18 protein-coding genes are annotated in these 13939 nt (G+C 67.1%); 17 read left to right on the forward strand and 1 reads right to left on the reverse strand.

Going from position 1 to position 13939, the window contains the following annotated elements; all coding sequences use genetic code 11:
* The first annotated feature begins 45 nt into the window (after positions 1–45).
* The 15 genes from DFO63_RS01805 (at position 46) to DFO63_RS22265 (ending at position 9823) form a co-directional block, all read left to right on the forward strand.
* On the forward strand, positions 46–576 hold the full coding sequence (locus tag DFO63_RS01805; protein ID WP_049445071.1) for a hypothetical protein: 531 nt from the start codon (positions 46–48) through the stop codon (positions 574–576).
* Complete coding sequence (locus DFO63_RS01810) at positions 573–1187, forward strand: hypothetical protein (protein WP_119006304.1); 615 nt, start codon at positions 573–575, stop codon at positions 1185–1187. The genes DFO63_RS01805 and DFO63_RS01810 overlap by 4 nt, the downstream gene beginning before the upstream one ends.
* 42 nt (positions 1188–1229) lie before the next feature.
* Positions 1230–2546: an adhesin gene (locus DFO63_RS01815; protein ID WP_119006305.1), complete on the forward strand. Its 1317-nt coding sequence runs from the start codon at positions 1230–1232 to the stop codon at positions 2544–2546.
* A 99-nt stretch (positions 2547–2645) separates the two neighbouring features.
* Positions 2646–3350, forward strand: a complete 705-nt coding sequence (locus tag DFO63_RS01820; protein ID WP_075678261.1) for a C39 family peptidase — start codon at positions 2646–2648, stop codon at positions 3348–3350.
* Positions 3351–3363: 13 nt separating this feature from the next.
* Positions 3364–4113, forward strand: a complete 750-nt coding sequence (locus DFO63_RS01825) for a hypothetical protein (RefSeq protein WP_119006306.1) — start codon at positions 3364–3366, stop codon at positions 4111–4113.
* A 49-nt stretch (positions 4114–4162) separates the two neighbouring features.
* Positions 4163–5467 carry a transporter gene (locus tag DFO63_RS01830; protein WP_119006307.1) on the forward strand — a complete coding sequence of 435 codons (1305 nt, stop codon included), beginning with the start codon at positions 4163–4165 and terminating at the stop codon, positions 5465–5467.
* 300 nt (positions 5468–5767) lie between these two features.
* Positions 5768–6058, forward strand: a complete 291-nt coding sequence (locus tag DFO63_RS01835) for a RebB family R body protein (RefSeq protein WP_049445059.1) — start codon at positions 5768–5770, stop codon at positions 6056–6058.
* 43 nt (positions 6059–6101) lie between these two features.
* Entirely contained in the window at positions 6102–6371 is a 270-nt protein-coding gene (locus DFO63_RS01840; RefSeq protein WP_005416649.1) for a RebB family R body protein, read from the forward strand.
* A gap of 26 nt (positions 6372–6397) precedes the next feature.
* Positions 6398–6664: a RebB family R body protein gene (locus DFO63_RS01845; RefSeq protein ID WP_006446865.1), complete on the forward strand. Its 267-nt coding sequence runs from the start codon at positions 6398–6400 to the stop codon at positions 6662–6664.
* A gap of 60 nt (positions 6665–6724) precedes the next feature.
* The gene (locus tag DFO63_RS01850; RefSeq protein ID WP_005416651.1) at positions 6725–6997 is read left to right on the forward strand and encodes a RebB family R body protein; all 273 of its coding nucleotides are present in this window, start codon (positions 6725–6727) and stop codon (positions 6995–6997) included.
* 70 nt (positions 6998–7067) lie between these two features.
* Positions 7068–7304 (forward strand): RebB family R body protein, encoded by a 237-nt coding sequence (locus tag DFO63_RS01855; protein ID WP_005416652.1) that lies wholly within the window; start codon positions 7068–7070, stop codon positions 7302–7304.
* Positions 7301–7885 carry a RebB family R body protein gene (locus DFO63_RS01860; protein ID WP_049445056.1) on the forward strand — a complete coding sequence of 195 codons (585 nt, stop codon included), beginning with the start codon at positions 7301–7303 and terminating at the stop codon, positions 7883–7885. The genes DFO63_RS01855 and DFO63_RS01860 overlap by 4 nt, the downstream gene beginning before the upstream one ends.
* Before the next feature lie 47 nt (positions 7886–7932).
* The gene (locus DFO63_RS01865; RefSeq protein WP_049445054.1) at positions 7933–8280 is read left to right on the forward strand and encodes a hypothetical protein; all 348 of its coding nucleotides are present in this window, start codon (positions 7933–7935) and stop codon (positions 8278–8280) included.
* 20 nt (positions 8281–8300) lie between these two features.
* On the forward strand, positions 8301–9380 hold the full coding sequence (locus DFO63_RS01870; protein ID WP_119006308.1) for a hypothetical protein: 1080 nt from the start codon (positions 8301–8303) through the stop codon (positions 9378–9380).
* Between the two features lie 29 nt (positions 9381–9409).
* On the forward strand, positions 9410–9823 hold the full coding sequence (locus DFO63_RS22265; protein ID WP_259337381.1) for a hypothetical protein: 414 nt from the start codon (positions 9410–9412) through the stop codon (positions 9821–9823).
* Positions 9824–9882: 59 nt separating this feature from the next.
* Here DFO63_RS22265 and DFO63_RS01880 read toward each other — a convergent pair whose 3' ends face one another.
* Positions 9883–11379: a helix-turn-helix domain-containing protein gene (locus DFO63_RS01880; RefSeq protein ID WP_119006309.1), complete on the reverse strand. Its 1497-nt coding sequence runs from the start codon at positions 11377–11379 to the stop codon at positions 9883–9885.
* 416 nt (positions 11380–11795) lie between these two features.
* Here DFO63_RS01880 and DFO63_RS22415 point away from each other — a divergent pair, with 416 nt between their 5' ends.
* Together DFO63_RS22415 and DFO63_RS01890 are read left to right on the forward strand one after the other, a co-directional pair.
* On the forward strand, positions 11796–12680 hold the full coding sequence (locus tag DFO63_RS22415) for an NAD(P)-dependent oxidoreductase (RefSeq protein ID WP_119006310.1): 885 nt from the start codon (positions 11796–11798) through the stop codon (positions 12678–12680).
* A 101-nt stretch (positions 12681–12781) separates the two neighbouring features.
* Positions 12782–13921 (forward strand): SPFH domain-containing protein, encoded by a 1140-nt coding sequence (locus DFO63_RS01890; protein WP_119006311.1) that lies wholly within the window; start codon positions 12782–12784, stop codon positions 13919–13921.
* Positions 13922–13939: the final 18 nt, after the last annotated feature.

A 13939-nucleotide genomic window follows, 5' to 3' on the forward strand; every position in this document is an offset into this window, starting at 1 on the left:
CACGGTTGATGCGTGGTTCCGCCGCACCCATCGCGGGAGATCGGCATGGACGGCACCACCCTGTTTCGCGGCCTGGCCGCAGCACTGGCAGTGACCCTGCTGGCGATCGGCGCGGACGCCGCTGCATCCGGCGCCCGCCAGGGCGTGAAGGCACAACCGGGCGAGATTGTCCTGTTGCGGGACGTGTCTGCACGGCCGGCCTATCGCATGGCGCCCCCTGGCATGGCGCTGATCGCCGACCCGAAACCACAGCGCGAGATTGCCAGCGCGTTGGGCACCGGTGGCGCCTCGACCGGCATGGACGAACTGAGCGATGAGGACTATGCCGGCATGGGGGCCGGCCAGGCGGCCACCGCCGCGTCGCCGCGTGGCACGACGGTTGAACGGGTTACCCAGCAGGCCCTGGGCGGCACGCTGGGCCGCAGCAGTGACGGCATGGTCGGCAGCAGCCTCGGTGGCGCCCTGGGTGGCCCGCTCGGCGCGGTCGGCAACAGCACCCGCGGCATCGGCGATACCGTGCGCGGCGCGCTCGCTCAGTTCCCGTTGCAGGGCCCGGCCCCGGCAGGTGGCAAGTGAAGCGGGTACGTTGGCTGCTGGTCCTGTTCGCCACGCCGTTGATGGCGCAGGCCGACGACTACAGCGGCATGCTCGCCTACCTCGACGTGGCCCGCATCGACGGTCACGCCCTGGCGGGTGCAAACGGCGCCATCGCGGTGAACCAGGCGGCCGGCGACCTCAACCTGCAGGCCAACCTGCGTGGCATCGCCACGGGTGAACGTGCCGACGTGTCGATCGGCAACCGGCAACTGCAGGGCGGCAACCGCGTGCTGAGCGCACCACTTCACGCTACCGCCGTCATCGACGGCAACGCGCTGGCAGGCGCCAGTGGCATCGCATCCATCAACCAGGCCAGCGGCATCGCCAACACGACACTCAACGTCGTCAGCGCGACGCTGGCCCGACAGGGCATACGCGAAACCGACGATACGGCCTTGGCCGCCGAGGGTTCCGCGTTGGCAGGGGGGCGGGACGACGCCGGTCGCGGCGTCGCGACGGGCACCCGCAGCGCTGGTGTCACCAGCACGGCGCTGCGGGGATTCGACGGGGTCCTGCAACTCAATCAGATCGCGGGCAGCGGCAACGACACGGCCAATGTGCTGGGCCTGGTCGTGCAGGACCGCCCGTGACAACCACCCAACCGATGCACCACTGATGAGAGAGAGGGCACCATGAAAGCGACCGTCAAACGGACCATGCTCGCCATGGCGATTGCCACTGCCTCGACCGCCGCTGCGGCCAATGGCTGGGACAACCAGAACGCCAACGCGAACATCAACCACAACCACACCGTCAGCGAAACCCGCAACGACACCCACAACCATACCGACAACGACGTACGCAACCGCACCGTCAACGTCAACGTGCAGAAGCACAGCACCATCCAGGCCGACGAGCGCAAGGAAAAGAACAACCACGGCGTCGACGTGAACCTGGAGAAGGACCTGCGCCTCAGCACCGACGTCAATTTCTCCGGTGACCCCACCATCAGCGGCGACATCGACCTCGACTCGGCGGCCATCGCGGTGATCGACAACCGCCAGTCGATCAGCAACAACGCCACCAGCAACAGCCTGGTCACCAACAGTGCGTCCATCGGTGACAGCGTGGGTGCCGGTGCCTCCGGCAACCTGGGCTTCAACGTGGTATCGGGCGACAACAACGCCCAGGACAACGCCGCCTCGCTGTCCGCTGCCGATGCGTCCTTCAGCTTCGGCATGGCCGACGCCGAGGTGTTCGTCAACCAGGCCGGCTTCGGCAATGCCACCATGAACTCCGGCGTCACCAATGCCGCGGGTCTCAGTGGCAATGCCTTCGGCGGTGCGTCCGGCAACATCGGCGTGAACATCGCCTCGGGCAACAACAACGAGCAGAAGAACGCGCTCGCGGCCTCGGTAGCGACCACCGCAGTGGCGCAGTCGAGCATCAGTTCCAACCAGGTCTCCACCGGCAACACGGTCAGCAACGCCGGCTTCGTGCAGTCCTACACGGATACCGTGCAGGTCGGCATGCATGGCGGCGTCAGCGGCCTGACGCTGGGCTATGGCGCCGGCACCTACCGCGGCACCGGCAACGCCTACCAGATGGCCAACTACTACCTGGATACGTGGAACGGCGCACTGCCGCATCCGGGTGGCAACAGTACCGGCCACATCGACCTGGACAACGAGATCCAGAACGCCACGATGAACCCCAACCGGCCGGGGGTGGGCGGCCTGGGCTTCGATACGCGTGAAAGCGGCACCAGCCAGTTCGTCGAACTGGGCGTGGCCGATCTGTACGCCAGCCTGAGCGGCACGGTCAGCACCACGCGCTGGGTGAACGTCGATGCCACCAACACCTCGGCCTTGTCCGGCAGTGCCTTCTCCGGCGCCTCCGGCAACATCGGCGTGAACGTGGCGGCGGGCACCGGCAACCTGCAGGCCAACAGCCTGGCCCTGGCCGTAGCCCAGCCCAGCACCGGCGGTGGTGGCGGCAACGGCGAGTAAGCGCACCACCCCGGCCGTCCGCCAATGGCCGGGTTCCCGGGAGCCCCTGTCCCTCCTCCCCCTTGGGGCAGGGGCTCCCTCCTGCTGCTGGAGAGCACGATGAGCCGCTACCGCCTCTCGATATGCCTGCTGGCCTGCCTGCTGTTGCTGGGCAGCGCGTCGGCATGGGCGGGCGATGTCCGTTTCGCCGGCGTGCTGCCCAATGGCGCACTGCTGCAGCAGAAAGTGGAAAGCATGCAGGAACGGCGCTACCGCAACGTGGTGCGTCAGCACACCGACTACAGTTGCGGTGCCGCGGCCCTGGCGACCATCCTGCGCCATGCCTACCACCTCGATACCGACGAGGCTACGGTGATCGAAGGGATGATGGGGGTCTCCGATCCGGCGCTGGTGGCCGAGCGCGGTTTCTCGCTGCTCGACATCAAGCGCTATGTGGAATCGCTGGGCATGCGTGGGCGCGGCTATCGCATCGATGAGGCACGCCTGCGCACGCTTCGCGTTCCCGGTCTTGTGCTGATGGACGTGCGTGGCTTTCGCCACTTCGTGGTGCTCAAGCAGGTGCGCGACGGTGTGGTCGAGGTGGCTGATCCCATCCTTGGCAACCGCAGCCTGGCGCTGCCTGAGTTCCTCGCTGCGTGGCCATCACGTGCCGTATTCGTGGTGATTGGCAGCGATTTCGATCGCAACACGGTCCTGCTGCAACCCAGCGAACGGCCCAGTGCCCGCGCGCTCTACGCGCGGCAGGGGCCGATCACCGATGCCGAACTGGTCGACTTCGGCTTCAGCCACGCCGACCTGTTCTGAAGGAGGCTCCGCCATGTTCCGCCCCCCCCTGTTGATGGTCCTGCTGCTGGCGTGCCCCGCCCTGCCCCTGCAGGCAGCGGATGCCGCGCCCGGCCGCGGCCTGAAGGAAATCCCGGATCCCGAACTGAACCTGATGCGCGGCCGCTACACCGTGGGCGGCAATACCGTGGCCTGGTTCGGAGTGACGATGGTCTCGCAATGGCAGGCCGGCAACGGAAGTGCGCTGCAGGGTGCGTTGACCCTGGGCATGGACTTCCGTGGCGGCGGCAGCCCGAAACTGACTTTCCAGCCCAGCGTGCACGTGACCCCCGCAGATGCGCCGCTGCCGCAGACGCAGGGGCGCCAGATCGACAGCAGTGGCCTGGCCAATGCCAGCGGCCTGGTGCAGAGCGTGCAGGTGGCCGGCGATGGCAACGTCGCACGCAATGCGACCACGCTGGTGGTACGCAATGGCTCAGTGCCGGTGCTGTCGGGTGACGGTGCGCATTCGCTCAGTGCACAGGATGCAGGCATCTCGGCCTCTGCGGTGCTCGATGGCAACCAGGCACGCCTGCAGCTTCAGGTGGATGGCCAGGGCCTGGTCCAGCAATGGATACGCAACGGCAGCGTCGGCCAGGGCATCGCCCTGAACGGTGACGGCCAGATCGCCAGCAACCAGCTGCGGCTGGAGCTGGTGCGGGATACCGCGGGCGGCAACCTGCCGTTGAGCCAGAACGTGGCCCAGGCGATTGCGATGAACCGCGGCATGGGGCCGGGCCGGTAGCACCACGGCACGGCGTTGGGGGAAGCGTTCCACAACGCAGGACACGAACATGCACACCCTGATGAGGATCACCCCGTTGGCGCTGGCGGCGCTGGCGGGCACTGCCTTCGCCGCGCCACCCGCGGCGGACGATGGCGCCGACGTGCAGGCACTGGCCAACCAGCTGGAGCAACTGAAATCCAACTACGCACAGGAAGTGCGGCGACTACGCGAACTGGACATGCAGGTGCAGGCCATGCAGGCGCGGCTGAGTGGGAAGATTGGCCCGATGGCCCCATCTACGGCTACGGCTACGGCTACGGCAGTCGAGCATGGCTCGACTCTACAATCTTCGCCGGGTGGCGAGGGCTACGCCAGTACCGCCGCCGAGGCGCAGCAGGCGAAGCAGGAATCGCGGCGCAGCGTGGATGACGTGAAGCAGCAGCAATCGGCGCTGTTCTCGCGCCGCTTCACCGTCGAGAACAGCCTCACCTACGCCCGTTACGACCGCAAGCAGCTCACCCTCAACGGCTTCCTCGCACTGGACGCGATCTTCCTCGGCAACATCGCCATCGAGAACGTCGAATCCGATTCGCTCACTTACAATCTGGCCGCCCGTTGGGGCGTCAGCCCGAACCTGACGCTCAACCTGGACGTGCCCTACCTGGCGCGGCGCACCGTCTACCAGAAGGGTGGCGCCGGCGGTGCGGCGGCCGCGATCGCGCAGGAAGAAACCAATGGCAACGGCCTGGGCGATATTGGCCTGAGCGCGAATTACCGCTTGTTCGGCGAGCGCGGTTGGCGCCCGGAGACCGTGCTCACCGCCGGCGTGACCGCTCCCACCGGGCGCGCACCTTACGGCCTGGACTGGAAGGTGATCGAACGCGACGATGATGACTACATCCGCTTCGCCGTGCCCAAGGAGCAACCCACCGGCAATGGCGTGTGGCAGGCCAACGTGGGCCTGTCGATGGTCAAGACCGCCGATCCGGCGATCCTGTTCGCCAACCTCGGCTACGTGCATTCGTTCCCGCGTGGTTTCAGTGACATCGACAGCAACCCCGACACGGTCAACCCGGGTGATGTGAAGCTGGGTGGCTCGGTCTACTTCGGCGCCGGCGTGGCCTTCGCGTTCAACGAGCGCACCAGCCTCAGCCTGTCCTTCAGCGACCGCATCAGCGCCCGCGCCTCCACCCGTTTCCAGGGCGGCAAGTGGATGAAGGTGATCGGCAGCGACGCCAACGCGGCGTCACTGAATCTGGGCGTGACCTATGCGCTCAACCAGCACACCACGCTGGTCACCCTGCTGGGCATCGGGCTGACCCCGGATGCGCCGGACTTCACCCTGGCATTCAAGATTCCGTACATGCTCTGACCCGCCCGATCCGGCGACGACGTGGCCGCTGCCCGTCGTCGCCGAATCGCGGCCCCCCTTTGCAGGCCCTGTGTGTGCTCCCGGGCAACCCGCCAGCGCTGGCGATGACGGCGTTGATCATCAGTTCCGCCGTATTCACGCCGCACCTTCACGGTGATCCGCCCGCATTCTCCGTCGATTCCGCCAATCCGGCGGCGACGCCATTTCCTACTCTGGCCCCACGGTGAAGCCCAGGCCGCTGCAGGCAACGCACCGTGAGACTGGATACCACGCACTTCCACCCTTTCGCAGGAGCAGGACATGGCATTTCCAACCGCGGTAAACGACCAGATCACCGATTCGGTCACCCAGGCCAACACCAAGGTGCTGGGCGATGCGCCCGCCGTGGCGGTGGGCAATCTGTACCAGGCCACCGCACAGGCGCTGGCCAATGCGGCCCACAACGCCACCAATGCGCAGCAGCAGTCCTACGTGACCGCGCAGTCGGCCACCACCATGGGCGTGGCCACGCTGTACTCGGTCGATACCGCAACCACCGCCGTGGCAAGCAGGGAAATCCTCAGCACCCGCGTTCGCGGCCTGGGTTCCTGATCCGTCGTTCCGTAGCTGACCCGCCAACCCCAAGGAGATCGACATGGCATTCCCGACCGCTGTAAACGACCAGATCACCGATTCAGTCACCCAGGCCAACACCAAAGTGCTGGGCGACGCGCCCGCCGTGGCCATGGGCAATCTGTACCAGGCCACTGCGCAGGCGCTGGCCAACGCCGCCCACAACGCCACCAATGCGCAGCAGCAGTCCTATGTGACGGCGCAGGCGGCCACCACCATGGGTGTGGCCACGCTCTACTCGATCGACACCGCCACCACCGGCGTGGCCACCAAGCAGATCCTCGGCGCGTGATGCGCCGGCAGGCAAGGAGCTGAGCCATGGCATTTCCCACGGCCGTCAACGACCAGATCACCGACTCGGTCAGCCAGGCCAACCTGCAGGTGCTGGGCGTGGCGCCTGCCACGGCAATGGGCACGCTGTACCAGGCCACCGCACAGGCGCTGGCCAATGCCGCCCACAACGCGACGCTCGCCCAGCAGCAGATGTATGTCACGGCCCAGGCCGCGACCACGATGGGCGTTGCGCTGCTCTACGCCGTCGATACCGGCGCCACCGGCGCCGCCACCCGGAAGATTCTCGGCTGAATCCATTGAGTGCCGGCAATCTCCGTTCCTGTAGTGCTGTCCATCCTAGGAGCTTCCACCATGGCATTTCCCACCGCCGTCAACAGCCAGATCACCGATTCGGTCTCGCAGGTCAACACCAAGGTGCTTGGTGATGCACCGGCCATCGCAATGGGCAACCTGTTCGTGGCCACCAGCCAGGCGCTGTCCAACGCCGCGCACAACGCCACCAACAACCAGCAGCAGTCCTACGTGACCATGCAGGCGTCGACCACCCAGGGGGTGTCTACGCTGTATGCGATCGACACCGCCTCCAACGGCGTGGCCACCCGAGAAATCCTGGGCCTGCGCTGACGTGTCGGCCCGGCGTGACGCCAACCACCGCGCCCCCGCTCAGGGCGGCGTCACGCCGGGCCCCTGATCGATGGCCGCATCGCCCGCCACCGGCTACCTGCTGGCAGCCACCAGCGCCGGATCCGGTGTGGCGATCGCCCTCGCCCCCTCGTTCGCGATGTCCGCCACGTACCTGGCGATGGCCGACAGCCTCGGCCTTGCCATGCAGAACGCGGTGGCCAACCAGCAACGCGGCCAGGTAACCGCCGGCGCAAGCCTGGCGCAGGTCCTGGCCCTGATCATCCAGAAGGGAGCCGTTCCGTCATGAACAGTGAGAACACCGTCAACAGCCAGATCGTCGACAGCGTCACCGCTGCGTCGACCCTGCTGGTGGCCCAGGGGCCGGCGCAGTCCTTCAGCATGCTGGACATGGTGATGCTGGAAACGCTCGGCACCGCCATGCACAACGCTGTCGCGCGCCAGCAGGGTGCGGGCATGGTCAGCAACGCAGCGGTGACCGCCACCTGCGCGAAGATGATCAATGCCCCCTGGCCGGTGCCGCCGCCCGCGCCGGAACCCCCTCCGCCGCCACCGCCGCAGGTCATCCCCCTGCCCGGCCCGGTGCCGGCGCCGCCTTCGCCTGCGGCAGTGATCGCCGCGGCCACCGCAGAAGGAAAGACCGCCATCAGCGTCCTGCAGGCACAGACCCACGGTGCCACTGCCGACGCTGCGGCCGCTACCAGCAGCCTGCATGCACTCGAAACGCTCGCAGGCAATGCGGCAGCGCCCGCGCCCGGTCCTGCGCCCGACCCCACGCCCGGTCCGGATCCGGCCGCAGGTCCCGCCCAGGATCCCGCGCCAGACTCCGCCTCCCCTTCCCCGGCAGACGACCCTGACGCCGGGGCCTGACACCGCGCAGGCCGCCTGCGGCCGCACCCGCCCATCAAGGAGCCCGTATGGACCCGAGCTACGTCAACGCCCAGGTCATCGATGTGATCAACCATGTGCAAACGGCCACCATGTCCGCGTCCGTGGTGAAGACCAGTGGCGCCGGCAAGGCCTACCAGTCGGTGGCCCAGTCTGCGGCGATCGCCGTGCAGGATGCCGCCGATGCCCTGCGCAATGTCTCTACCATTGCGACCACCGCCGCCGGCGTGGCCATGGCCCAGTACCTGGCGACGGGGGACGAAAAGTATGCAAGGGTGCTCACGCAGGCGCAGACCATGATGCAGGGGGCCACCGACGACTTCACCCGGGTCGGCAGTGCCGCTGCGACCGTCCTCAAGGATTTTCCGGCCCAGTGAGGCCGCCAGGAGAGCCACGCATGAGCGTTTTCATTGCCGGTCGTTCCATCCCCCAGGCCAACCTGATCAGTCAATCCTGCAGGCATGTCCTTCAGTTCATCGACGGCGGCGAGCACTGGCTGAAGTGGGCCATGGAATCACATGAGCACCGTTACGCCTTCGCCGACGAGGGCGCGATGCTTGATGGTGTGCAGCAGGGCCTGCATGGTTCACGCATGACCTGGTTGCCGCGCATCGGCCTGCAGATCGGCCCGATCAAGCTGCTCAGCCTCGGTAGCAGCGATCTCAGTGCTTTGCGCCACATGGAATTTGACGAAGAGACACGCCTGTCGCACAGCGAGGCACAGGGCGTACTGGCAAGGCACCGGCTGCTGACCAATACCGAACTCGGTGCGTTCCGGCCCTTCCTGGCCTCGATCGGCGCAGCCGATGCGCCCCTGCTGCAGCAGCTGGATTTCCGTGAATCGGTGGCGCTCCACCACCTGGCCGGTGAGGTGGGAATGTCCAGCGCAGGGCGCGATGATCTGGCCGACGCCGCCCGCTTCGCGCTGCTGCACGCGCGCCGGCCCATTGAGTTCGCCGACTATTTCCGTTTCTACCAGCACGTAAGCGCAGGGGGCGGAAGCAGCGAGCAACGAATGAATCGTGCCACCCGCGCGTTGCAGCAACTGCTGCCGATGCTGTTCGACTTCCTGGACGGGCCGCAGCTGCCACAGCTGCCGTCGCCGGAGCAGGTGCGCGAGGCGATTGCCGCAAGCCTGGCCGCGAACCGGCAGATCGGTTATGCACGCATCTCACTGGCCGCCCAGCAGATGGCATTGTGCTTCGACAACAGCCCCGACCTGCTGCGGGATGACCACGGCCTGCGCGAAGCCGCGCAGTGGCAGCTGCGCGATGCGCAGGAATTCCTCAACGAACACCCGGTCTCGCGTGGCCAGCTCGGGCAGGATGGTGCCAGCGTGCAGTTCGCGGTCGATGGCTCCAGAGGGCAGGCGCTGATACAGGTGGAGGACAATGTGATCACCCTGCAGGACTACCGCCGCTCCCGTCACTTCCTGGGCGATGAAGCGCAGGTGGGCTACCGGGCGGGTACGGTGTGAACCCGCCTCCAGCGCCGGGAAGCGATGGCGTGCAGGCAGCAACGGAGGCGCTCGCCTCGGCAGCCGGCGCGGCCGTTGCTGCCGGACGCCTGGCGGCCCGGCAACAGGCGCAGAAGATCCTGGCCGATGCCCAGGCGGCATTGCGCCATATCCTGGGGGAACGTGACGACGGTGTTCCCCCCTCATCCCCAGCAGGAGCACCGACGATGACCTTCCCGACCCCGCTTCCCGGCATGCCCACCCCCGCCTATCCGGCGGGAAAAACCCCGATGGAGATCGCCCAGGAACTCGCGGACGCCGCCATGGCCGCCAGTGAAAAGGGCATCTGCGCCGCGATGGAGGTTTCGCAACGCGCGGTCGAGGCCGCCAACCAGGCCGCCCGCCGTGCGGACGAAGCCGCCGAACTGGCCGTCCAGCGCGCTGCTGAAGCCAACGCGCGCTAACGCCTGGCCTGCCCCCCCAACGCCCCGGGCAGGCCCGCGCCTGCACCGGGGCGATTTTTTTACTGGTCCGCCGTTCGCCGGTAGCTGCGCGGGCTGACCCCCACCGCACGCCGGAAGCTCTTTTCGAAGTGGCTCAGGTCACCGAAGCCAACCTGCAGTGCGACATCGGTAATGCGCAGGCGTTGCCCATCGCGCAGCAGCCGCTTGGCATGCTCGATGCGCAGTTGCTGCAGCAGCAGCTTGAAGGTCGTGCCCAGCTCGCTGCGGAACAGGAAGCCGAGGTGCGACTGGCTCACATGGGCCTGGCGAGCGAGGTCGCCCAGGGTGAGCGGCTCCGCAGCATGGTCCTTCAGATAGGCCAGGGCGCGTTTCAGGCCGTCATGCAGGCCTTCATGTGCCACTGCCGCCGCCGCAGTGGTGACATCGCGCCCGGCGTCGTGCGTTTCCAGCGTGTCCATGCCGGCCTCGGCCCCTTCGTCAGCGTAGAAGGAATCATCGGCGGCCATCAACCCGGGGGCATGCCGCAGCACATCCTCACGGCGGATGCTCCGGCCGCCGGTCATCACTGCCAGGCGAACCACCACACGCTCCATCTCCAGGAGGTTGCCCGGCCAATCATGGCTGCGCAGCGTCTGCAGTACGTCCTCGCTGATTACCTGCGGATTGAAGCCGTGCATCTGCAGCGAGCGCGCAACCAGTGCGCCGATGTCCTCGGTTCGCTCGCGCAGCGGCGGAACATCCACTGTCAGGAACTCGAGGCCAGCCAGCAGCGCCCGCGAGAACAACCGGTCGCGCACGCGCTGCTCCAGATCGGCGCTGGTGGACGCGATCACCCGGATGGCCTGTGCCGCACCCGCTTCGCCCGATGCAGGCTGCAGGCCACGGATGCAATGCGAGAGCTGCCCCTGCAGCGCCACCGGCAACTCGTCGACTTCGTGGAAGTACAGGGTGCCGCCACGCGCGTGACGGAACCAGTCCGAGGGTTCCTCCTGGGGATGGGCGCAGTTCACCTCGATGAAGGGCCCCCGCCGCAGCGGACTGCCGCTGTGCAGTGCGGCGGCCAGTTCCATCTTCTCGGTACCGAACTCGCCGCGCAGCAGCACCGGCAGTGAACTGGCGGCAGCGCGCTCGATGAATTCCTCCAGCCGCTTCAGCGCATCGCAGGTACCCACCAGCAGCAACGGCCGGCTCAGCGCCTGCTCGGCCCACGCCTGTGCTTCGTATCGCTTGATCAGGTGCGCGCAGCGATGCGCGAATGCTTCACCCAGTGCCAGCGCACTGCTGTCCAGCCGCCCCGCCTGCGTTTCCAGCTGCAGCTCGCCCAGCACTTCACCGGCATAGCGGATCGGCAGACGCTGGCTGGCGCCGGTTCCTTGGTCCGCGTCCGCCACCGGGGTCCCGTCCGGATGGCCTGCACCGGAACCGCGCAGATGGACGCGGCCGCCTCGCACTGCATGGTGTTGCGAAAACTCCTTCACGAACGCGCCCAACAGGTCGGGCAAGGACCGGTGGGGTCGATAGGCGCGCTGCAACATCTCACTGACTTGCCTGTGCATTGAAACTCCCCTTTCGAATGGCAACCCGCTGCCGTTGCAGCGGGCGATCGCGCAATGGGTACCGTGCGGCTTCACTGCGTGATGCTGCGACGCCTCCGCCGCGCCTCGCGCCAGCCACAGCACACGCAGGTGAACGTGCACACTGTCCGCCCCCATGCCCCCAGGGGGTTGCCGTCGGTAGGTCGACGATGCGGACGTCGGACGGATCCCGGTTCCCCGCGCGCAGACACGCGCATTCGCCTCCGGGATTATCGAAAGCGAGTTTCATGAAAATCGTGATGATAATCACGTGAATATCCGGGATTATCTTTCCCTGCGATGCAGCGCAGGGCGTGGTGAACTGCATCTGCTGCGCGCAACCTGCCCTTCGCCGATCTGCGGCATGATGGGCGCCTTGCCATGATCGGGAACCTGCCATGCCATTGGGATTCATCGGCCTGGGCGTGATGGGCACGCCGATGGCGGGCCACCTCGCGCGGGCCGGGCACACCGTGCTGGGCTGGTCCCGCTCCGGTCGCAACCACGAAGCGGCACGCATCGCCGGCGTACAGCCCGTCACGCAACTGCAGGATGTGTTCTCTGCATGCCGCACCCTCGTTCTCATGCTGGCCAACGACGAGGCCATCGACAGCGTGCTGGGGCGGAGCGCGGCGACTTTCCCTGCCCGCGTTCACGGCCGCCTGGTGATCAACATGGGCACCAGCTCGGCGGCCTATTCGCAGGCGCTGGACGAACAGATCCGCGCGGCGGGCGGACGTTACGTGGAGGCACCGGTCTCCGGCTCGCGGGTCCAGGCGGAAGCCGCGCAACTGGTCGTGATGCTGGCCGGCGAGGATGCCAACGTTGCGGAGGCCTCGCCCCTGCTTGCGCCGCTGGGCCGGCAATGCATTGCGTGCGGCCAGGTGCCAGCGGCGTTGCGCATGAAGCTGGCGGTCAACCTGTATCTGATCACGCTGGTCACCGCACTGGGCGAGGCCGTGCACTTCGCCGAGGTCCACGGCATTTCCCTGGCGCGCTTCGCCGAAGTGCTCAACGCCGGGCCGATGGCCAGCGAGGTATCGCGGATCAAGCTCGACAAGATGATCGACGAGGACTTCGCCGTCCAGGCCTCGATCACCGATGTCCTGAAGAACAGCGGCCTGGTAGCCGATGCCGCGCGGGAGGCGGGCATGCACGCCCCCCTGATCGAGGCCAGCGATGCACTGTTCGCGCGGGCGCAGCAGATGGGGCTGGGCGGGCTGGACATGGCGGCCGTGCTGCAGGCGATCCGGGGCCGCCCGCCGGCCACCGGCGGGGCCTGATCCGGATTCATCTTCCGGCACCACAGTGGTCCCTGCCCGCTGCTATATTCAGTCCAGCTCGGCAGGCATGGTGCCTGCCCTCGAATCACAGGGAGTTGGACATGGGTCTGGTACAGGCGGTGAAGGGTGCGGTCGGTGGTGTGCTGGCCGACCAGTGGAAGGACTTCTACACCGTGCCGACAGGCCTGCCCTCGACGGCGGCCCTGTTCGCGGCGGTGCTGCAGGGCACCAACGCCGGCCGCGGCTCCAACACCAGCGGCTCGTCCAACATCATCACCAACGGCTCGAAGATCATCGTGCCGGAGGGCTACGGCCTGCTGCTGTTCCAGGACGGCGCGATCACCGCATTCGTCGCCGAACCGGGTGGCTACGAGTGGCGCTCGGACGATCTGAACTCGCAGTCGATCTTCGCCGGTGACGGCCTGGTCAGCACCTTCATCAAGCAGAGCTGGGAGCGCTTCAAGTTCGGCGGCCAACCGGGCTCGCAGCAGGCGGCCTACTTCGTCTCGCTGAAGGAGCTGCCGGACAACCGCTTCGGTACCCAGTCGGAAATCTACTGGGACGACGGCTTCCTCAACACCCAGGTGGGTGCGGTCACGCGTGGTTCGTACACGCTGAAGATCGTCGACCCGATCCTGTTCGTGAAGAACTTCGTGCCGGCCAGCTATCTGCGTCCTGGCCAGGTGTTCGACTTCACCGACCTGGACAACGCCGCCGCCAGCCAGCTGTTCAATGAAGTGGTCGGTTCGCTGGCCCCGGCCTTCAGCCTGTATACGAACGACCCGGGCAAGGGCAACCGCATCACCAAGCTGCAGCAGGACTCGCTGGGCTTCGCGCAGAGCCTGTCGGCCGCCGTCGAACAGGGTTACCAGTGGAAGTCGGACCGTGGCCTGGCCATCGTCAAGACCGCCATCGTCTCGATCGAGTACGACGCCAATACCCGCGAACTGCTGAAGACCGTGCAGCGCGCCGATGCGCTGTCGGGTTCGCGCGGCAATTCCAACCTGCAGGCCAGTGTCGCCCAGGGCATCCAGTCGGCCGGCGAGAACGGCGGAGCGGCTGGCCTGGTCGGCGTCGGCATGGCCTCTGGCATGTTCGGTGTGGGTGGCATGCAGCAGCCGGTCACCCCGGCCGCGGATGACCCGGTGGCCAAGCTGAAGAAGGCCAAGGAAATGCTGGACCTGGGCCTGATCACCCAGGGCGACTATGACGCACTGAAAGCCAAGGCACTGGGCCTGTAACAGCAGGACGCACAACGA

Origin of the sequence: Stenotrophomonas sp. AG209, assembly GCF_003550055.1 — a bacterium.
GTDB lineage: Bacteria > Pseudomonadota > Gammaproteobacteria > Xanthomonadales > Xanthomonadaceae > Stenotrophomonas.